This window comes from Pontibacter sp. Tf4 (assembly GCF_014212495.1).
Lineage (GTDB): Bacteria > Bacteroidota > Bacteroidia > Cytophagales > Hymenobacteraceae > Pontibacter.
Window position 1 is genome coordinate 46,405 of sequence record NZ_JACKZC010000012.1, and the last position, 19,496, is coordinate 65,900.

A 19,496-nucleotide genomic window follows, 5' to 3' on the forward strand; every position below is an offset into this window, starting at 1 on the left:
AATAATGGGTAATGAATAATGATTAGACTCTATGATAAGAGGAATCAACAATCAGCCATTTAACAATTTAGCAATTAGAAAATATGAACAATGCATATATCGTAGCCGGATTTCGTAGCGCCGTGGGTAAAGCGGGGCGTGGCGGATTTCGGTTCACCAGACCTGATGACCTGGCCGCTGATGTCATCAAACACCTAATGGCTTCTGTGCCAGCCTTAGACCCGGAGCGTGTAGACGACCTTATAGTTGGTAATGCCGTGCCGGAAGCAGAGCAGGGCTTACAGATCGGCCGTATGATCTCGTTGCTGTCGTTGCCAATGTCGGTGAGCGGTATGACGGTAAACCGCTACTGCGGATCTGGCCTGGAAACTATAGCTATCGCTGCCAACCGTATTTCGGCTGGCATGGCTGATTGTATCGTGGCAGGTGGTACAGAATCTATGTCGCTGGTGCCAACAGCTGGATGGAAAACGGTGCCGAACTATAAAATTGCAAGCAAGAACCCGGACTGGTATCTGAGCATGGGCTTAACGGCCGAAGCTGTGGCTGCAGACTATAAGGTTTCACGTGAAGACCAGGATGAGTTTGCTTATCACTCTCACCAGAAAGCGATCAACGCGATCAAGAACGGTTACTTTAAAGAGCAGATCGTGCCGATTACGGTGGAAGAAACTTACCTGGATGAGAACGGCAAAAAGAAAACCCGCAGCTATGTAGTGGATACGGATGAAGGCCCGCGTGCTGATACCTCTATGGAAGCTTTAGCTCGCTTAAAGCCGGTGTTCGCAGCAGGTGGTACGGTAACAGCCGGTAACTCTTCTCAGACTTCGGACGGTGCTGCCTTCGTTATAGTTATGAGCGAGCGCATGGTAAAAGAACTAAACCTGGAGCCAATTGCCCGACTGGTAAGCTACGCTACTGGTGGTGTTGATCCACGCATTATGGGTATGGGCCCGATAGCAGCTGTTCCGAAAGCCCTGAAAATGGCTGGCATGACACTGAACGATATCGACCTGATCGAGATGAACGAAGCCTTTGCAGCCCAGTCTATAGCCGTAATGCGCCACCTGGATTTTGACCCTGCTAAACTGAACGTGAGCGGCGGCGCTATTTCGCTTGGTCACCCGCTGGGTTGCTCTGGTGCAAAGCTGAGTATCCAGCAGTTCCACGAGCTTCGCCGCTTAGGCAAGAAGTACGGCATGGTAACCGCCTGTGTTGGTGGTGGCCAGGGGGTAGCCGGTATCTACGAGCTACTGAAGTAAACTAACTAAAACAGTATCTAACATCTTAAAATATACTATCCATGGAAACTCAGAATAAAACCGCAATACTTAAAGGTGGTGAGTTCCTGATAAAGGAAACGAATCCGCAGGACGTGTTTACGCCCGAAGATTTTAATGAAGAGCAACGCATGATGGCCCAGACCTGCCTGGACTTTGTGCAGGAAGAAGTTTACCCGCTGCTGGACAGACTGGATAACCACGAAGAAGGCCTGATGGAAAACCTGATGAAAAAAGCAGGTGAGCTTGGTCTGTTCGCGGTATCTATACCAGAGCAGTATGGCGGCTTGAACATGGACTTCAACACGTCGCTGCTGGTTACAGAATCAGTAGGTGGTGGCCATTCGTTCCCGGTTGCTTTTGCGGCACACACCGGTATCGGAACACTACCAATTTTATACTTTGGTACTGAGGAGCAGAAGCAGAAGTACATTCCGAAGCTGGTAAGCGGCGAGTGGATGTCGTCTTACTGCTTAACGGAGCCGGGCTCTGGTTCGGATGCGCTGGCGGCTAAAACTAAAGCAGTTCTGAACGAAGCAGGTACGCACTACATCCTGAACGGCCAGAAGATGTGGATCACAAACGCAGGTTTTGCAGACGTGTTCATCGTTTTTGCGCAGGTGGATGGCGATAAGTTCACTGGCTTTATAGTGGAGAAAGATTATCCGGGCCTGAGCCTTGGTAACGAAGAGCATAAGATGGGTATCAAAGGCTCGTCTACGCGCCAGGTTTTCTTAACAGACTGCGAAGTACCGAAAGAGAACGTGCTGGGAGAGATCGGCAAAGGTCACCTGATCGCTTTCAACATCCTGAACATTGGCCGTATCAAACTATGTGCGGCTACACTGGGTGCATCTAAAAAAGTAGCCGACCTGTCAGTGAAGTATGCCAACGAGCGTCACCAGTTTAAACTGCCAATCTCTAAATTCGGTGCCATCCGTTATAAACTGGCTGAGCAGGCAATCCGCATTTTTGCTGTAGAATCGGCACAATACCGTGCTGGTATGGATATTTACCGCATGGAGCAGGAGCTGATGGCTGCCGGTAAAGACGAAAACGAAGCATTGCTGGGAGCTGCCCGCGAGTTTGCCGTTGAGTGTGCCATGCTGAAAGTAGAAGGTTCTGAAGTGCTGGACTACGTGGTAGACGAAGGTGTACAGATCTATGGTGGTTACGGTTTCTCGGCAGACTACCCTATGGACCGCGCGTACCGCGACTCACGCATCAACCGCATCTTTGAAGGTACCAACGAGATCAACCGCATGCTTACCGTGGATATGATTCTGAAGAAAGCCATGAATGGGGAGCTTGACCTGATGGGCCCTGCACAGGCCGTACAAGGCGAACTGATGTCTATTCCGGATTTCGGAGCGGAAGAAGAAGGCGGTATTTTTGCGGCGGAATACAAAGCAATCCGCAACCTGAAAAAAGCTATTCTGTTAGTGGCAGGCACGGCGGTGCAGAAATACATGCAGTCTCTGGCTAAAGAGCAGGAAGTACTCATGAACATTGCCGATATGGCTATCAAAACCTATGTGGCGGAGTCTACTTTGCTGCGCGTGGAGAAAATGATCGGCACAAGAGGCGAGGAAGCTGCGGCTAACCAGATTGACATAGCCCGTGTGGTAGTGAATGACGCAGTAGATGCATCGTTTATAGCCGGTAAGGAAGCTATCGCATCTATGGCTGAAGGAGATGAGCAGCGCCTGTTGTTCATGGGCCTGAAACGCTTCACCAAAAAAGACCTGTTCAATACAAAAGATGCCCGCCGTCGTATTGCAGCAGCGCTTATCGAGGCAAACGAATACGTGTATTAATTTCTGACCATTTATAGTTTGGAAAGGCTTTCTCTGTAAGAGGAAGCCTTTTTTGTTTTTAAGTGATTTTAAAAATGGGACAATCTATAGTTTAAAATAAAATTTTACTGGCGGGTAAGGCAAAACTATAGTTTGTTTTACGTATGGTTAAAAACACATTAACTGTGCCGGAACACCATGAACGTAACCTGCCTTATTCCTTGCTATAACGAGCGCGAGCGCATTGCCCGCGTGCTGCAGGTAGTTGTCGCCACTAACTATATTACCCAGATAATTTGCGTGGATGATGGGTCGGAGGATGGCACGGCAGATTACATTGAAGCCTTCTGGCCGGAGGTAGAGGTGGTGCGCCTGCCCTGCAATGTTGGTAAAACAGCTGCTATAAAATACAGCCTGAAGTACGTGCGCTACAATACGCTGCTGATGATGGATGCCGACCTGCAAGACCTGTGTAAAGATGAATTAGAAGCAGCGCTGAAAGCTTACCAGGAGAATATCATGGTGGATATGATCATTATGCGCCGCATCAATTCGCCGTGGTTTGTAAAATGGTACCGCAGCGATGTGTTGCTGTCCGGGGAGCGCATTTTGCAGACAGATGACCTGAAGAAAGTGCTGAAACAACGATTAAAGTGCTACCAACTGGAGGTGGCTATAAACCGCTACATGTTGCGCCACAGGAAAACCGTACGCTGGATGCCCTGGTCGGCCATGAATACCTACAAAGTAGATAAGCTTGGTGTGCTGGATGGCTCCCGGAAAGAGTTTAAGATGTATGTGGACATTGTCAACTACGTCGGGTTCTCGCACATGTGCCTGCAGCTGGCATCGTTCACCAAAAAGCTGAAATACAAAACTGATAAGCCAGCCAAAAAAGCGCAGCTGTACTTTAAGAGCTATTTCAGTTGAATGTGATATAGTTTAAGGCTGGCTTCACGCTTTTTAGGGCGCACTACCACACTTACATCCTTATCCGAGAACCAGGCCGTGAAATCCTTTACATAAGCCAGCTCTTTGTCATTGGCAACATTCAGGCGTACGCCTTTGGGCTCGCTTGTCTGGCCGGTTTTAGTGTCTATCTGGCGCAGGTACAGGTCATATTTTCCGTCCAGCTCTTCCAGGGTCAGCAGGTTCAGGGTGTTGCCGTTCAGGTAAGCGCTGTACGATATCCCCGAGAAGGCATCTTCGGCCGGGGCCTGCTGGTTTTTCATCAATACCGAGTTCCAGTCGGAGTTCATGTACTCATCGTAGGCAAACAGCAGCATTTCTTTGGCAAAGTAAGGCGATGTTTTGCCACCCATGGTGTATTTCTTTTCTGCCAGCACGATCAGTTTGTTATCAGTTGTTCTGAACAGATCGCTCAGGTACAGGTCTACAAAGCGGGTAGGCTTTTTCTCGTCTGATTTGTTCAGGGCATTTACTTTCGCTAAAAACTCATCCGTAAACCTGAACTCCTGGGCAAATACCATGTCTTCGTTCTCGAAATCGAATTTTACAGCTTTTAAACTATGGTAAAGGCCTGTTGCCTCTTCGGCGGTAATTACGGCGCCGTATAGTTGGTTATCGGCCATCAGCTTAAACCGCGAATCCATGATGTAAACTTTTTTGCCGTTGAACACACCGCCTACCAGCACGCTCATTACCCTGGCTTTCGGGTCTTTCAGGTTATACTGGCGCACGGTCAGGCGGTTCATGTTGTCCGAGATCAGGCTCAGGTACTGCTCGCCGCTATTGCTCACCTGCACATCCACTGACAGTATATCGCGAAGGTCGTTCAGGTTATAGTTGGTGTTTTTAATTTTGGACAGCTTCGCATCGTACAATGCGCCGCTCATGCTTCTGATCTTATAGTTGGCATCGGCCTGGTAATGGAAAACCAGCAGCTTTGAGCCATCCTGTGAAAAAGCAATGCCTGGCTCGCGATTGGTAACCGGGCTTTCCTGCAATAGTTGTTTGTCTTTCAGGGCACCGCTGGCCAGGTCTATGTAGTACCCGTGTAGTTGCTGCGTGGCGCCGGTTTTGGTGTGTGCTACAACTATAGCTGCATCCCTGGAGGCATAAAATCCATACACTGTGTGCTCAATTGTAAGTGGCAGTGCGGTGCTCCATTGCTGGTCCAGGCCCGACATGTACTTTTCGACTGCGTAGCTGCCGTTGGCTTTGCGGCTCAGTATCACAAACTCTTCAGGGCCGGTAGGTATAGTTTTGTTGGTAATACGCTGGTTATACCTGTCTTCTGTTAAGTTAGGGTGGTACTCGAAGGGGATGTTTCCTTTTTTACGGGACTGGCCAAACGAAACAACAACTATAAGGGCAAGGGCAAAAGTTAAGAACAGGTTTTTCACGGGGCAAAAGGTAAGATTTCTATTCTCAAACTTAAACTATAAAGCAGGAATAGGCAAGCATTAATTTGAGCTGACCGCCCGAAAAGGGAATGCTATAGTTTAACACAGCGCAAACCGGTTTTGTAGCACGACTATAGCCTGACGATATGTTCATGTGTTCAAGTCTGTCTGCATCAAAAAAACACACGGTCAGCTGTTAAAAAACGGCCTTTACCCAGATGCCTTATTTGCCTGCAACAAGCGGTAATGCTACCCGGTACACGTATGTAGTTTTACTATGGGATGAAATTTGTACTTAAGATATTAGCCTTTACAGCACTTTTACTGATAAGCAAACTTACGAAAGAAGACGAACTGAAATCTGCACCTGACGGCACCCCACAGGCTATAGTTAGCACACCACATACTGCTACAACGGCACAGCTACCAGTACACAAAACAGCTGGCAGCCACCCGGAAAAGGATGTACAAAGCTTTGTGGCCACACAGGCAGCTATAGAATAAAGGATGTTAGCTGATACGGCTCCAGTTTACAGTATTAGCGCTCAGCGACTGAATATGCCGGCGGATGTTCTGGTGTTCGGCGTGTTCGAGTTGCGGGTCTTGCTGGAGTATAGTTTGGGCAGCCGCACGCGCTTCCTGCAGGATTGGTGCATCTTTGGCCAGGTCCGAGATCAGCAGATCGAGCACACCGCTTTGTTGTGTTCCCATCAGGTCGCCCGGGCCGCGTAGCTTCAGGTCTATGTCGGCAATCTCGAAACCATTGTTGGTGCGTACCATCGTTTCCAGGCGGGTTTTGCTGTCCTTGCTCAGCTTATAGCCCGTCATCAGGATACAGTAGCTTTGCTCGGCGCCACGGCCTACACGCCCGCGCAGCTGGTGCAACTGCGACAAACCAAAACGCTCCGCACTTTCAATGATCATCACCGAGGCATTTGGCACGTTTACGCCTACCTCAATTACAGTTGTAGCCACCATGATCTGCGTTTCGTTTCGCACAAAGCGCTGCATTTCATAGTCCTTGTCCTGAGGTTTTAGTTTGCCATGCACCATACTTACCTGGTACTCCGGAAAAGCACGCTTTACACTTTCATAGCCATCCATCAGGTCTTTATAGTTCTCCATCTGCTCCGATTCTTCAATCAGCGGGTACACGATGTACACCTGACGGCCCAGCTTTATCTGGTCTCTTACAAACTGGAAAACCCGCAGACGGTGGCTGTCAAAACGATGTACGGTTACGATCTCTTTACGACCGGCCGGCATCTCATCAATCACCGATACATCCAGGTCGCCATACAAGGTCATGGCCAGAGTGCGCGGAATAGGAGTGGCCGTCATTACCAACACGTGCGGAATAATGCGCGGATTTTTGCGCCATAGTTTGGAGCGCTGCTCTACACCAAAGCGGTGCTGCTCATCCACAATACACAAGCCCAGGTTATGGAACTGCACCACATCTTCCAATAGGGCATGCGTACCTACGATCATCTTCATTTCGCCGGAGCGGAGCTGTTCGTGTATGGTTCTGCGCTCTTTGGTTTTGGTGGAGCCGGTAAGTTTGCCAATATTAATGCCCAGCCTGTCAGCAAACTCTTTCAGGCCGGTGTAGTGCTGCTCTGCCAATATCTCGGTCGGCGCCATCAGCACCGATTGTGCCCCGTTATCGGCGGCTATCAGCATGGTGATGAAGGCAACTATAGTTTTGCCCGAGCCTACATCGCCCTGCAGCAGGCGGTTCATCTGCTTCCCTGAGGTCAAGTCCTTATGTATTTCTTTGATAACCCGCTTCTGTGCGCCAGTCAGGTCGAAGGTCATGTGGTTTTTGTAGAACTCCGTTACGGTGGGCACTTGGGTAAATATCTGCCCGGCCAGGTCGGCGCGGCGCACTACTTTCTGGCGCAACAGGCGCAACTGTATGTAAAAAAGCTCTTCAAACTTCAGCCTGAACTTGGCTGCATTGTATTTCTCCACCGACTCCGGAAAGTGAATGTTCACCAGCGCACTGCGCTTGTCTGTGAGGCGGTAACGATCGATCAGATCCGGCGAAAGGGTTTCCTGTATGTTAGGAGCCGCAATTTTCAGCAGTGTTTCGATGTATTTCGAGATCACTTTACTGTCGATGCGGTGGGCCTTTAATTTCTCGGTTGTGTTGTAAACCGGCTGCAGGAAAGCGGTCGTTTGTTTGGCTTCGCTTAGTTCCTCCAGTTCCGGGTGCGCCATACTGAATTTGCCGTTAAACTCGGTCGGCTTTCCGAAAACGATATAGTCGGTATGGTTCTTCAGGCTTTTCTCCATCCACTTCACCCCCTTAAACCATACCAGTTCCAGTTCGTCGCCGGCTTCGTCTACCAGGGTAGCAGCCAGGCGTTGCTTGCGGCCTTCGCCTAACAGTTGCTTGCCCCGCACACGACCGCGCACCTGTACATAGGGCATGCTTTCGTCGAGCTCGGCTACACGGTAAAACTGAGTGCGGTCTAAATACCGGAACGGGTAATGCTGGATCAGGTCGCCGTAGGTATACATGTTTAGCTCCTTCTGCAACAGCTCGGCGCGCTGCGGCCCAATCCCTTTCAGATACTCGATCTTGGTATGGAAGAAGTTGCTCAAAACCTATGGGGTGAATTATGAATTAGGAATTAAGAATTATGAATGAGATAAAGATACTGAAATTGTCTGAATCAGGATTTGTGGGATTTATTGATTAGCAGGATCCGAAAATATAGGTTCTTCTATAGATCGAAGTCAAAGAAGTAAGCTTTCAGGTTGTCGTGATCGTACCAAAAGTATTTATGGTGTTGGTTTCCATCTGTCCAGCTATATTTCTGGAGCTTACTTATCCGTTCCTTATCCCACCATTTGAAATCATCTTGTAAGTAAAATCCATTATCAGTATTTAAAGTATCGATGGTTAAGCCATGAATTGCTATGATTTTATCGGAAGTTGTAGCACTGCAGGTAAACGAAAACATATAGTCTGTATCTATACCAATAGCGTCATCGAAGCAGTAAATGTCTTTAATATCCGAAGTAAGTTCAGCTTTGATAAAGTCTTTAAAACGCTGTTTATTATTTTTAGTATCAGGTTTGTTGTAATCAAAAGGTGGGAAAAACTTACTTGTTATTCTCTTGTCTACTTCAGATTTAACTTTCTCTATAACTTCAATATTTATTTTTTTGCTTTCGTGGTAGAGTTCTTCACAGGAAACTATAGTTATAGTCACAATAAAGAAAATTAATGATCTACCAAATCTCTTCATCTATAAATAGAAGTTGTCTGTAGTTATACCTTCCGAAAATCAACCAACAACTACTTCCCGTCCTGCCACTTCAGTGTGTTCAGCATGTGCACTACGTCGCGTTTGATGAACTCGATAACGGGAGCAAGTGAGTCGTTTTGGGTGGCGGTTCTGAAGTAAAGCGCGCCGCGCAGGAAATGCTTAGTAGAGTCGGTAACGTAGAATTGGAACTGGCTGGGTACTTCGCCTTCCAGCTCAAAAACGGAAGCCATGTCGCCGGTTGGGGTCCGGATCTCGGTTTCTTCAATAGCGTAGGCCTTTATCTGGTGCTTGCCGGTTAGTTTGCGGGCATCTTCCACCATCTCGTTCAGTATTTTGTCGCTTCCCTGCAGGTCCTTGTAAGTCAGCTGCACATCGGCGCCCATGGTTGGGTAAATAATGTGTATCCAGTGCGGCTGCGCGATCATCGAGGAGTCGGGGCGAACCTTGGCGTGGCTGGAGTACTCGAAACTATAGGGATGCTCCGGGTTAAGCTGCTGGTAGGTCTGGGCCGGAAGATCGATGCGGTTATAGCCTTTTGGTTTTGGGGTATACTCTGTTTCGCAGGAAACTATAGCCAGTGCCAGGGCAACCCACAGCCCTAATTGCAGGTTAGTCCACCTGGTGGTAACGCTTCTTTTTACTTCCGACATTTATTTTTACTCGTTTTACGCGTTTGCTGTCCGCAGATTCTATCGTGAAATGGAACCGGCCATAATCTATAGTTTCGCCCGGCTTTGGTATGCGTGAAAAAAGTGCCAGCATCAATCCTGCCACCGATTCGCTTTCTCCTTTTACTTCATCAAAAGCATTAAAAGGCACTTCTGTAATTTTACAAAAGTCGTGCAGCGATGTCTTGGCATCAAATATAAAGGTATTTTTATCTAACTGGGTATAGATGATCTCATCGTCTTCGTCAAACTCATCGTTTATCTCGCCTACGATCTCTTCTACAATATCTTCGAGGGTAAGCAGGCCGGTAGTGGCACCGTACTCGTTCAGTACTATGGCCATGTGCACGTGCTTGTCCTTAAAGTCTTCAAACAGATCGGCGATGCGTTTATTGTCCGGCACAAAGAAAGGCTCGCGCAAAAGTTCCTGCCATTTAAATTCCGGGCCTTTATCCAGATACGGCAGCAGGTCTTTTACGTACAGGATGCCCTCAATCTTGTCGGTACTGTCAGTATAAACCGGCACGCGAGAGTAGCCCCACTTTGTTATTTCCGGCAGCAGTTCGGGCAATGTAAGCGTGCTCCGGAACGCGATGATATCAATACGCGGGCGCATGATCTGCCTGACGCTGATAGAACCAAAGTTTACAACACCACGCAAAATGCGGCGCTCTTCCGGCGATGTTTCCTCATTGGTAAGGGCTACATCCAGGCTATGCTTCAGTTCCTGCATGGTGTGGTTATAGCTTCTGGCACCGTATTTATTCTCTATCCAGCTACTGATGGCGGTTAACAGTTTTGCCAGCGGCTGTACCAACGGCCTGAGCGCAACTATAGCTGGTGCCGTGCGGCGGGCTATAGACAACGGCCTTTTGTTAGCATAAACTTTGGGCAGTACTTCCCCGAAAAACACGATGAAGAACGTAGCAAAAAGCATACAGCCCACCACCTCAGCTATAGTTAATGAGCCGAACAACAGCCAGGCAATGTAGGCAAACAGCGTAATGATGCCTACATTAATGCCGTTGTTGATGATGAGGATATGGGTGAGCAGCTGCCGCGGGTCTTCGAGTAGCCGGGTAATCTGCTTATCAGCCGTATGGGTACTGTGCTTCAGTTTTTCCAGCTGTGGCTCCTGCAACGAAAAAAAAGCTGCTTCCGCCCCTGAAGCAAGGGCAGAAAGCAGCAAAAGGATCATACAGCCAACTATAGCTGCGATATATTCAATCCTGAGTAAAGCAGATGTGTTCTGTAAGAACTGCAGTAAACTATAACTCAGGGGGTCTCCAGGATCTAAACTTCCCAAAATGCTCTGTTTTAATTAAACATAGGTTAGAACGGCAGGTCGTCCGGCTCGTCGTTCTGGGCAACGCCGGCTGCCGCAGGGGCTGCACCGCCGCTATAAGTACCGGCTGTAGAAGTGCTGCCACCATAGTTGCTGCCACCTTCTGCTTGTCCGCCTTCGCCACGGGTTAGCATGGTCATGTTATCGGCTACAATCTCGGTAGAGTAACGCTGGTTGCCTTCTTTATCCTGGTACTGGCTGGTTCTGATTTTGCCTTCGATAAAAACAGACTGCCCTTTTTTCAGGAACTTTTCGGCTACTTCGGCCAGGCCACGCCACAGCACAATGTTATGCCATTCTGTTTTTTCTACGCGCTGTCCGTTTTTGTCTTTGTAAGACTCGGAGGTGGCCAGTGGGAAACGGGCTACCGCTACACCACCTTCCAAATGACGTACTTCCGGGTCTTTGCCCAGGTTTCCGATCAGGATTACTTTGTTTACACTTGCCATGCTTTTAATGTTTAATAGTTAATTGATTTGGGCTACTCCGGCAACCAAGCCGGAGGCAATATGGCTTACTGAACTACAAATTTAGAGTTTATTTAGTTCAGTCTATAAATGTAATAAAATCTTTGCGTCTTTCAAATAGTTGCTGATCAAAACTGGCTTCGGAAGTTCATCTATTTTTTCGGGGTTGTATATAGCCAGCCGGGTTTCCTGTTCTACTTCATTCTTAAGCCTTTCGCTCAGTTGTATAAGGTAAAATTTAGCGGTTATTTTCTGATGGCTCAGCACGTGTTTATACTCCTTGCGAGGCCCGGAAAAATGATCTGCCGCCACAGGTATACCGGCTGCATTCAGTTCGGCCAGCAACGCATCGGCGTCTAAATGCTTGTCAGCACTCTCGTACAGGTAAAAATCGTATAGTCCCTGCCAGATGTCGCCTTCCAGCCGCTTGCGCATGTAATACCGGCCCTGCCACGCAAACACCAGGTAATGGAAATAACGTGGCCTTGCCGCTTTCGCCTTCGATTTTACCGGAAGTTCCTGCACCAGGCCATGCGTAAAGGCAAAACAGCTCTGTTGTAACGGGCAAAACAGGCAGTCGGGCATAACAGGCGTGCATTGTATGGCACCAAACTCCATAATGGCCTGGTTGTAGGTATCCGGTTCATCGGCGGGCACCAGTTTATCGGCCTGCTCCTGAAAAATTTTGCGCGATGCCGGTGCTGCTATGTCATCTGAAATGCCAAACACACGGGAAAGCACCCGGAATACGTTACCATCCAGAACGGCTACCTGTTCTTTAAAAGCAAAAGCTGCTATAGCCGCCGCCGTGTAGCTGCCCACGCCTTTCAGTTTCAGTAGCTCGCTATAGTTGCCGGGGAAGTTGCCGCCGTATTCCTGCACAATCTGTTTGGCTGTGTGGTGCATGTTGCGTGCCCTCGAATAATAACCTAGGCCCTGCCATAGGCGCAGCACTTCGTCTTCGGGGGCAGCGGCCAGGTCCTGCACGGTAGGGTAGGCTTCGGTAAACTTATGGTAGTAGGGCAGCCCCTGGTTTACACGTGTTTGCTGCAGAATAACTTCTGAGAGCCAGATAAAATAAGGATCGGTGGTGGAGCGCCAGGGCAGATTTCTTTTGTGCCGGTGGTACCAGGTGATCAGAGTCTGTGAAAAGAAAGGTGTGTTTTCGGTCATGAACGGTTGCTGCAGCTGCTGAAATAGAACTGTTAAAGTTATAGTTTTGTTCTCATTTCCGGGCGCTGCTGCGTGGCCGCAGGAAACAATGCCTGTGCCATCCGGTGCGGGTGTAATGGCTTTCCGGAAGGTGTAAACAGCTGAATAAGGGCGCTTAAGCAGCTATAAATTATACTTAATAATTTAAGCATAAAACTTTTACATCTCGAAAAGTAAAATTACCTTTGTGCCCCGAAAATCACGAAGATGGTGCAATTATCGTCTTTTTGTATTAGAAAGTTAACATATTTTAAAATTCATAAAACTTAAGAAAGTGACTAAAGCAGAAGTAATATCAGAGATTGCTGATAAAACAGGGATTGATAAGGCTGATGTACAATCAACGATTGAGGCTTTTTTCAAAGTAGTGAAAGACTCAATGGCTGATGGCAACAACATCTACGTGAGAGGTTTTGGAAGCTTTGTAAATAAGAAGCGCGCGAAGAAAGTAGCCCGTAACATCTCTAAAAACACATCTATCATCATCGACGAGCACTTTATCCCAAGCTTTAAGCCGTCTAAAACCTTCATCGCGAAGATCAAGAACAGCAAAAAGATCAAAGAACTGGCTCATTCCTAATTCTTTCGTATCTTTGCGGTCTGATTTCACAGATTGTTAAGTATCACCCTTTAGGATTTATATCATGAATCGCAACCAGATTATATTAGTTATTGTGGCTATTGCCCTGATAGCAGGCATCTTTTTATTGCCTAAAGTGGTTGTGAACGAAGGGGATAAAGACAATCTGGCCAAAACCGGAACTGAAAGCACCATGCCGGAAGGCCACTCGGCAGACGATGGCCACGGACATGGTGAAGAAGGCGCTGCTGCCGACCCGCACGCTACTGCCACACCGCAGCAGCTGATGGAACTGGCCACTGTAAGAAGCCGATACAACAAAGCGACCGACAACCAGCAGCGTACCTTGCTGGCTAACGAACTGGCCGAAGCGTACGCCACAGCCGGTAAGTATGACAGCGCTGGTTATTACTTTGAAACAGTTGCACAGGCCAGACCAGGCGAGCGCAACTATAGAAAAGCCGGCGACAGCTATTTTGAAGCCTTTACGTTTGCGGCAACACAGGAGCGTGCTGCCGAGCTGGGTGCCAAAGCGCGTGGTATGTATGAGCAGGTGCTAAAAAACAACCCTGCTGACCTGGATGCGAAAACCAACGTAGCCATGACCTACATTGCGAGCTCAAGCCCGATGCAGGGAATCACGATGCTGCGCGAAGTGCTTGCTGCTGATCCGGATAACCAGAAAGCCCTTTTCAACCTGGGTATTCTTTCTATCCAGTCGCAGCAGTATGATAAGGCGGTTGGCCACTTCCGTAACCTGGTAAAAGCTAACCCGGAGCACGTGGAAGGCAACTTCTACCTGGCTGTATCGCTTGCTGAGACGGGGGAGAATGAAGAAGCAAAGGCCTTGTTTAACAAGGTAAAAACGATGAAAGATGACCCGGCGCTGGCGGCCTCAGTTGATGAGTACCTGGCCCGGCTTAAATAAAATTAAAGAAATTAGTTAACACATAAACTTCAAGACTATGCCTTGCGGAAAAAAAAGAAAAAGACATAAGATCGCTACGCACAAAAGAAAGAAGCGCCTAAGAAAGAACAGACACAAGAAGAAGTAATTTCTTCTGCGTTTCAGGGAGCCCACTTTGCTACCGCAATGTGGGCTTTGGTCTATACATCCACCTAATCTTTGAGAGAAATTGAGCAATGAACTAATCATCAATTCTACTCAGGATGGAGAGCGCATCGCTTTATTGCAGGACAAACGGCTTGTGGAATTTCACCACGAGAAAAAAGATACCAATTACATAGTTGGCGATATCTTTTTAGGGACTGTAAAAAAAGTAATGCCAGGCCTAAATGCTGCCTTTATTGATATCGGTTACCAGAAAGATGCTTTCCTGCATTACCATGATCTGGGGGCCAACATCAAAACGCTTAACAAATTTGTTAAGGTAGCACAGACACAGAAGAACGCATCGCCTAAACTAAACCAGTTAAAATTTGAGCCGGAAATAGACAAGCTGGGCAAAATAGCTGACGTACTTAAAAAAGGACAGCAGCTGTTAGTGCAGATTGTAAAAGAACCTATTTCTACCAAAGGCCCACGCCTTTCCTGCGAAATATCACTTGCAGGGCGATACCTGGTACTCGTACCGTTCTCAAACACGGTAAGTGTATCTAAAAAGATCGTAAGTAAGGATGAGCGCACCCGTTTAAAGCGTCTGATCACCTCGATCAAGCCCGAAAACTTTGGTGTTATCATTCGTACGGTGGCTGAAGGGCGTGATGTAGCAGAACTCGACAGAGACCTGCGCAATATGCTCACTAACTGGGAAGAGGGCTTTGTAACGCTTAAAACGGCGAAGCCATGCGATAAAGTAATAGGCGAGCTCGGACGTTCTTCTTCCATTTTGAGGGATTTGCTAAACGAAAGTTTTGACAGCATAGTAGTGGACGATGTCCAGCTTTATGACGAGATCAAAACATACATCGGCAGTATTGCACCGGATAAGTTAAAAATTCTGAAGCAGTACACCGGCAAAACCAAGACCTTTGAACACTACCACATCGAGAAACAGCTGAAGGCTGCGTTCGGGAAAACAGTAACAATACCAGGGGGCGGTTACCTGGTAATTGAGCACACCGAAGCACTGCATGTAATTGATGTAAACAGTGGGAATAAATCAAATACCGAAACCGATCAGGAGGCTACGGCTCTGAACGTAAACATGATGGCAGCCCGCGAAGTGGCCCGCCAGTTGCGCCTCCGGGATATAGGTGGTATCATAGTAGTAGACTTCATCGATATGAAGTCGCCGGAAAACCGCCAGAAAGTATACGAGGTTGTAAAAGAAGAACTGAAACGGGACCGGTCAAAGTCCACCGTTCTGCCAATCTCTAAATTCGGCCTGATGCAGATTACGCGTCAGCGGGTTAGGCCGGAGCAAAACATTGTAACCGGGGAAGTTTGCCCTACTTGCGGCGGCACCGGAAAAATATCAGCCAGTATTCTGGTTACTGATGAAATTGAAGCAGCTGTAGACGACCTGCTTGTAAGCCACAACCAGAAGGGCCTGACCATATACCTGCACCCGTTCGTGTACGATTACTACACCAAGGGCATCGTATCGAAGCAGATGAAATGGTTCTTTAAGTACTTCAGGTGGGTGAGCTTGGTAAAAGATACTTCGCTGGGCATTACAGACTTTAAAGTGATGGATGACCGGGGCGAAGAGATCGAATTACGCACCGCTTTTGCAGAGGAAAGCGCAGTGCAGGAAAAAGAAGATTAAACTATAAATAGAAGAGCCGCTCCGGTGCAAACCAGAGCGGCTCTTTTGTTTAGCTATAGTTGCTATAGTTTAGAACTTAACGCCTACATCTATCGAAACGCCATTGTTCTTCAGGGCAATGTTCTTATCGCCCAGCAGCCTGCTATAATATTTGTTGTCGATGTCGGAGAGGCCACGGTGGTAGGTAAGGCCGGCAAACAGCTTGGTGCTTTCGCCAAACTGAAATTCGGTACCGCCGCCCAGCATCACAGACGCCTCAAAAATATTGAAGCGCTTGGCCGTCTTCTCGCCGTCAATTACTTTCTTATCGTTTACCTTGGCTGCCACTTTGGTGTTCAGCGAGCCACCAACCTGGAAGTATAAAATAGTTTGCGGGGCTATTTCGTTTGTAAACAGCTTAAGGGAGATAGGCAGCTCTATGTACTGAATAGATATGTCGTCTTTCGCTCTGTAAGGGTTTTGGTTTTCGTCGAAACCGGTGTAGGAAAACTCAGAGCCTTTGCTGCGGTAAATAAGGCCAGTGCTGAAGGCATAATTCTGAGCGAAGAAATAATCTGCTATCACGCCCACGCCCAGGCGCAGGTTGTTGTTTTCTTTCTCGAAGTTATACTTGTCTTCGGCTACAAAGCGATTGCCCGATATCGTTGGTGAAACCATCAGGCCGATCTCTACCTGGGCGGCAGCGCCATACCCAAAGCATAGAAACAGGAGCAAAAACGTAAGTTTTTTCATTTGCATAAGTGTTTGTGATAATCGTGTTACCTTAGTACGTAGGAACCTTCTATTTTTGTACAAAAATAAACAGTAATGTCATATAGATTAGTATATATAGCCATAGTTCTTTTTATAGCCGGTTGCAGCAGCAATACCTGTGACCTCCCGAAAGAGATTAAGCGCATACCTGTGGACGTGGAAATAGAACGGCTGGAGAAAAGTTTTTTCGAAATCAAGAACGAGCAGGAGGTACGAACCTTTATGAAGGAACATCCGCTGTTTACCGCTAAGTACCTGCAGGCCGATCAGTATCCGCACGATTCTATCCTTGTGAACTCGCTCCTTGGCCTGGCTACCAACCCCTCGCTCGATTCGCTGGCGCAGCAGGCCATGAAGACTTTCAGTGATATGAGCCACGAAGAAGAGCAACTGGAAACAGCCTTTAAAGTTATCAAGCATAATTATCCTGATTTTAACGTGCCGCAGGTAAACACTTTTGTGTCCGGGCTGGGGCAGGATTTGATGGTATCGGATAGCCTGATCGTGCTGGGTCTTGACTTTTTTATCGGCAAAGATGCGCTGTACCGCCCCGATACCTATGAGTACATTCTGAAGCGTTACGAGCGCCCATACATGGTGCCGGCTGCCATACTGCTGCTGTCCAACAAGTTTAACAGAGCCAACATACTGGACAGAACCGTGCTGTCGGAGATGATAAGCGCTGGTAAAGCCTATTACTTTGTACAAACAGTAATGCCCTGCACACCCGAGCACGAGATAATTGGCTACACCGACCAGCAGGTAGCTGATATTTACCACAACGAAGGCCGCATCTGGGCACATTTTATAGAAAAGAGCCTGCTGTACGACAAAAACCCGTTCCAGATACAGAAATACATAGGCGAGCGCCCCAACACACCTGAAATTGATAGCTCTGCTCCTGGCAGGCTTGGCACCTGGGTTGGCTGGCAGATCGTGAAGAAGTACATGGAGCGTAACCCGGACGTAACACTGCCTGAGCTGATGGCCGAAACCGACTATAAAAAGATCTTCAACGAATCGAAGTACAAACCGGAGAAACGCTAATTGCTGCCGGCCTACCTGATGCGTATCACCATCCTTCACCAGCACTTCGCTAACCCCGACTGCCCGGCCACCTGCAGGCACTATAGTTTTATGGAGCGCCTGGCAAGTCGCCACCGCCTGACGCTGGTTGCTACCAACGCCTGGCGGCGCCTGCGCATGCAGCACGCCTATAGTTGGGTGCCTGAAGGAGTTGAGTTGCACGAATGTAAGGTAGCCTATGCCAACAAAATGGGCATTTTGCCAAGGTTGGTCTCGTTCGTGGCCTTTGCTGCCTGCTCCTTTTTTAAACTGATGCGCCTGAAAAAGCCGGATGTATTTTGGGCGGTGTCGGTGCCGCTTTCTGTGCCGTGGGTAGTAGCACAGGTGGCAAAGCTGCGGAATGTACCTTGGGTATTTGAGGTGCAGGATCTGTGGCCCAGCTTCCCGATTGAGATGGGGGCCGTAAAGTATACCTGGCTGCAGAAACAGCTCTATAACATGGAGCTTTCATTATACCGGCAGGCATCGCACATCATCACGCTCTCGCCGGACATGACAAACTATGTGGTGAGTAAGGGGATCGATCCGGGGAAAGTTACCACTATAGTTAACGGAACCGACATTGCTAAAGCTAACGCTGTAACTATAGCCGATGTGGAAGCGCTGCGCACGAACTATAAGCTGCAAGGCAAAAAAGTAGTGCTGTATGCCGGCACCTATGGCCGCGCCAACGACATCCCGACCATCATACAAACGATAGAACTGCTGGCGGACAACCCAACTATAGTTTTTGTGCTTACCGGCACCGGTTATTATAAGCCCCAACTACAGGCGCTGGCCCAACGCGTACCAAACCTTATGCTTTTAGAGCCGCAGCCCCGCGACCAGGTCTTTGCGCTTTTTAAGTTAGCGGATCTGTCGTTGGTGACGTTTAACGACCTGCCTGTGCTGGCATCAAACTCTCCGGCCAAGTTTTACGACAGCCTGGCCTGTGGCACGCCTGTTATTGTTACTAACCCCGGCTGGACCAAAGCGTTTGTAGAGAACTATAGTTGCGGCTGGTATACACCCGCGGAGCAGCCTGCCGCACTGGCGCAAACAATAGAATACGCTTTAAGCAAACCGGAAGCATTGCAGCAGGCCGGCGCAAACGGAGCAACTATAGCCCGGCAGTTATTCGACAGAAGCCTGCTGGTGAAGGATGTGGAAACTGTATTTGAAAAGGTAGTTAAACTATAGTTCTTCCGGCCCTGAAATTTTCTCCAGACCAACTATAGATCTGAATTCCTGACTCGGTTCGGAAACCCAAACTATAGTTGCTTGGGAGCAAAGCGGCTCTTACTTGCCTAACATCTCCCGGAAAGATTCTTTGCCAACCGGCAGCTGTTTCAGGTTGTTGATAAGCAGCAAAGCCCTGTCGATGCGGAGTTGAGTGCTTTTAACACCGGCTACATAGTAAATAATGTACCGCTGCTTGCCGGGCGGGAGCAACTCAAAACGGCGTTTGCCTTCGTCGTCCTGCGCCAGCAGTTCCGTCAGCTCTTCGGGCACTTCCATTCCAAACTCGCTTTCATCCGGCGCCAGGCTTACCTGTACATCACTGCCACTTTGTAAGCCCAGTTTTTTCAGCCGCGCATTGTTCATACTGATGTAACCTGCCCCTTTACCCAACGCTACCAACCCTGCCTGAAAGGTAAGCTTATCATTTAAAGTACAAAGCAGGCGCACTTTAAACCTACCACCCAATTGCTCAACTATAGCAGGCGGTACTTCTATATAATGCCCCGGCAGGTGCGGCAGTTTACTGATGCAGGTCTTATAGTTTATAGTTGGTTTCATAAGGCATTTACGGTTAACCTTTAGCTTTCCTGATCTCAAAATGTTGGGCAGATAGGCTACCTATAGTTGCAGCTCATATAGTGCAGCGGTCAGTTTAGCATCTAAAATCCAAAGGCAACTATAGTTTGGTAAGGATATATAGATTTAGCTA

Annotated in this window: 18 protein-coding genes; 9 read left to right on the forward strand and 9 right to left on the reverse strand. The window is 48.2% G+C overall.

The genetic code is table 11. The features are described from left to right. Nucleotides 1–83: 83 nt before the first annotated feature. The 3 genes from H7F15_RS18005 (at nucleotide 84) to H7F15_RS18015 (ending at nucleotide 4,006) form a co-directional block, all read left to right on the forward strand. A complete protein-coding gene (locus H7F15_RS18005) occupies nucleotides 84–1,262 on the forward strand; it encodes an acetyl-CoA C-acyltransferase (RefSeq protein ID WP_185198395.1) in 1,179 nt (392 codons plus the stop codon). Between the two features lie 41 nt (nucleotides 1,263–1,303). After that, complete coding sequence (locus tag H7F15_RS18010) at nucleotides 1,304–3,097, forward strand: acyl-CoA dehydrogenase family protein (protein ID WP_185198396.1); 1,794 nt, start codon at nucleotides 1,304–1,306, stop codon at nucleotides 3,095–3,097. Nucleotides 3,098–3,274: 177 nt separating this feature from the next. Further along, nucleotides 3,275–4,006, forward strand: a complete 732-nt coding sequence (locus H7F15_RS18015) for a glycosyltransferase family 2 protein (RefSeq protein ID WP_185198397.1) — start codon at nucleotides 3,275–3,277, stop codon at nucleotides 4,004–4,006. On the opposite strand, the gene H7F15_RS18020 is transcribed toward H7F15_RS18015, so the two are convergent. Beyond that, nucleotides 3,994–5,442, reverse strand: a complete 1,449-nt coding sequence (locus H7F15_RS18020; RefSeq protein WP_185198398.1) for a hypothetical protein — start codon at nucleotides 5,440–5,442, stop codon at nucleotides 3,994–3,996. The genes H7F15_RS18015 and H7F15_RS18020 overlap by 13 nt on opposite strands. A 282-nt stretch (nucleotides 5,443–5,724) precedes the next feature. Here H7F15_RS18020 and H7F15_RS18025 point away from each other — a divergent pair, with 282 nt between their 5' ends. Continuing rightward, the gene (locus H7F15_RS18025) at nucleotides 5,725–5,946 is read left to right on the forward strand and encodes a hypothetical protein (RefSeq protein ID WP_185198399.1); all 222 of its coding nucleotides are present in this window, start codon (nucleotides 5,725–5,727) and stop codon (nucleotides 5,944–5,946) included. Nucleotides 5,947–5,952: 6 nt separating this feature from the next. Here the strand turns inward: H7F15_RS18025 and recG are convergent, their stop codons facing one another. From recG to mutY, 6 genes are all read right to left on the reverse strand, one after another. After that, nucleotides 5,953–8,052, reverse strand: a complete 2,100-nt coding sequence (gene recG, locus H7F15_RS18030) for an ATP-dependent DNA helicase RecG (RefSeq protein WP_185198400.1) — start codon at nucleotides 8,050–8,052, stop codon at nucleotides 5,953–5,955. Nucleotides 8,053–8,174: 122 nt separating this feature from the next. Continuing rightward, nucleotides 8,175–8,702 (reverse strand): hypothetical protein, encoded by a 528-nt coding sequence (locus H7F15_RS18035; protein WP_221627121.1) that lies wholly within the window; start codon nucleotides 8,700–8,702, stop codon nucleotides 8,175–8,177. A gap of 50 nt (nucleotides 8,703–8,752) precedes the next feature. After that, nucleotides 8,753–9,373, reverse strand: coding sequence for a gliding motility lipoprotein GldD (gene gldD / locus H7F15_RS18040; RefSeq protein ID WP_185198401.1), 621 nt, complete (start codon nucleotides 9,371–9,373; stop codon nucleotides 8,753–8,755). Further along, a complete protein-coding gene (gene gldE, locus H7F15_RS18045; protein ID WP_255481319.1) occupies nucleotides 9,333–10,697 on the reverse strand; it encodes a gliding motility-associated protein GldE in 1,365 nt (454 codons plus the stop codon). Before gldE ends, gldD begins: the two co-directional genes overlap by 41 nt. Nucleotides 10,698–10,723: 26 nt before the next feature. After that, complete coding sequence (locus H7F15_RS18050) at nucleotides 10,724–11,185, reverse strand: single-stranded DNA-binding protein (protein WP_185198402.1); 462 nt, start codon at nucleotides 11,183–11,185, stop codon at nucleotides 10,724–10,726. A 102-nt stretch (nucleotides 11,186–11,287) separates the two neighbouring features. Further along, nucleotides 11,288–12,376, reverse strand: coding sequence for an A/G-specific adenine glycosylase (gene mutY, locus H7F15_RS18055; RefSeq protein ID WP_185198403.1), 1,089 nt, complete (start codon nucleotides 12,374–12,376; stop codon nucleotides 11,288–11,290). Nucleotides 12,377–12,689: 313 nt separating this feature from the next. On the opposite strand from mutY, the gene H7F15_RS18060 reads away from it, so the two are divergent. From H7F15_RS18060 to H7F15_RS18070, 3 genes are all read left to right on the forward strand, one after another. Then, a complete protein-coding gene (locus tag H7F15_RS18060) occupies nucleotides 12,690–12,995 on the forward strand; it encodes an HU family DNA-binding protein (RefSeq protein ID WP_007655567.1) in 306 nt (101 codons plus the stop codon). Nucleotides 12,996–13,059: 64 nt separating this feature from the next. Further along, nucleotides 13,060–13,923: a lipopolysaccharide assembly protein LapB gene (locus H7F15_RS18065; RefSeq protein ID WP_185198404.1), complete on the forward strand. Its 864-nt coding sequence runs from the start codon at nucleotides 13,060–13,062 to the stop codon at nucleotides 13,921–13,923. A 208-nt stretch (nucleotides 13,924–14,131) separates the two neighbouring features. Beyond that, nucleotides 14,132–15,727 (forward strand): Rne/Rng family ribonuclease, encoded by a 1,596-nt coding sequence (locus tag H7F15_RS18070; RefSeq protein ID WP_185198405.1) that lies wholly within the window; start codon nucleotides 14,132–14,134, stop codon nucleotides 15,725–15,727. Between the two features lie 69 nt (nucleotides 15,728–15,796). On the opposite strand, the gene H7F15_RS18075 is transcribed toward H7F15_RS18070, so the two are convergent. After that, the gene (locus tag H7F15_RS18075; protein WP_255481320.1) at nucleotides 15,797–16,459 is read right to left on the reverse strand and encodes a porin family protein; all 663 of its coding nucleotides are present in this window, start codon (nucleotides 16,457–16,459) and stop codon (nucleotides 15,797–15,799) included. A gap of 75 nt (nucleotides 16,460–16,534) precedes the next feature. Between H7F15_RS18075 and gldB the strand changes: the two genes are divergently transcribed. Together gldB and H7F15_RS18085 are read left to right on the forward strand one after the other, a co-directional pair. Then, nucleotides 16,535–17,527, forward strand: a complete 993-nt coding sequence (gldB, locus tag H7F15_RS18080; protein WP_185198407.1) for a gliding motility lipoprotein GldB — start codon at nucleotides 16,535–16,537, stop codon at nucleotides 17,525–17,527. Next, complete coding sequence (locus H7F15_RS18085; protein ID WP_255481321.1) at nucleotides 17,528–18,745, forward strand: glycosyltransferase family 4 protein; 1,218 nt, start codon at nucleotides 17,528–17,530, stop codon at nucleotides 18,743–18,745. Between the two features lie 99 nt (nucleotides 18,746–18,844). Here H7F15_RS18085 and H7F15_RS18090 read toward each other — a convergent pair whose 3' ends face one another. After that, the gene (locus H7F15_RS18090; RefSeq protein WP_185198408.1) at nucleotides 18,845–19,345 is read right to left on the reverse strand and encodes a YdeI/OmpD-associated family protein; all 501 of its coding nucleotides are present in this window, start codon (nucleotides 19,343–19,345) and stop codon (nucleotides 18,845–18,847) included. Between the last annotated feature and the right edge of the window lie 151 nt (nucleotides 19,346–19,496).

What these genes read in the sequence shown, in the direction of transcription:
- H7F15_RS18005 (WP_185198395.1), top strand. Translation starts at nt 84, where the DNA reads ATGAACAATGCATATATCGTAGCCGGATTTCGTAGCGCCGTGGGTAAA.
- H7F15_RS18010 (WP_185198396.1), top strand. Translation starts at nt 1,304, where the DNA reads ATGGAAACTCAGAATAAAACCGCAATACTTAAAGGTGGTGAGTTCCTG.
- H7F15_RS18015 (WP_185198397.1), top strand. Translation starts at nt 3,275, where the DNA reads ATGAACGTAACCTGCCTTATTCCTTGCTATAACGAGCGCGAGCGCATT.
- H7F15_RS18025 (WP_185198399.1), top strand. Translation starts at nt 5,725, where the DNA reads ATGAAATTTGTACTTAAGATATTAGCCTTTACAGCACTTTTACTGATA.
- H7F15_RS18035 (WP_221627121.1), bottom strand. Translation starts at nt 8,702, where the DNA reads ATGAAGAGATTTGGTAGATCATTAATTTTCTTTATTGTGACTATAACT.
- gldD (WP_185198401.1), bottom strand. Translation starts at nt 9,373, where the DNA reads ATGTCGGAAGTAAAAAGAAGCGTTACCACCAGGTGGACTAACCTGCAA.
- H7F15_RS18050 (WP_185198402.1), bottom strand. Translation starts at nt 11,185, where the DNA reads ATGGCAAGTGTAAACAAAGTAATCCTGATCGGAAACCTGGGCAAAGAC.
- mutY (WP_185198403.1), bottom strand. Translation starts at nt 12,376, where the DNA reads ATGACCGAAAACACACCTTTCTTTTCACAGACTCTGATCACCTGGTAC.
- H7F15_RS18065 (WP_185198404.1), top strand. Translation starts at nt 13,060, where the DNA reads ATGAATCGCAACCAGATTATATTAGTTATTGTGGCTATTGCCCTGATA.
- H7F15_RS18075 (WP_255481320.1), bottom strand. Translation starts at nt 16,459, where the DNA reads ATGAAAAAACTTACGTTTTTGCTCCTGTTTCTATGCTTTGGGTATGGC.
- gldB (WP_185198407.1), top strand. Translation starts at nt 16,535, where the DNA reads ATGTCATATAGATTAGTATATATAGCCATAGTTCTTTTTATAGCCGGT.
- H7F15_RS18090 (WP_185198408.1), bottom strand. Translation starts at nt 19,345, where the DNA reads ATGAAACCAACTATAAACTATAAGACCTGCATCAGTAAACTGCCGCAC.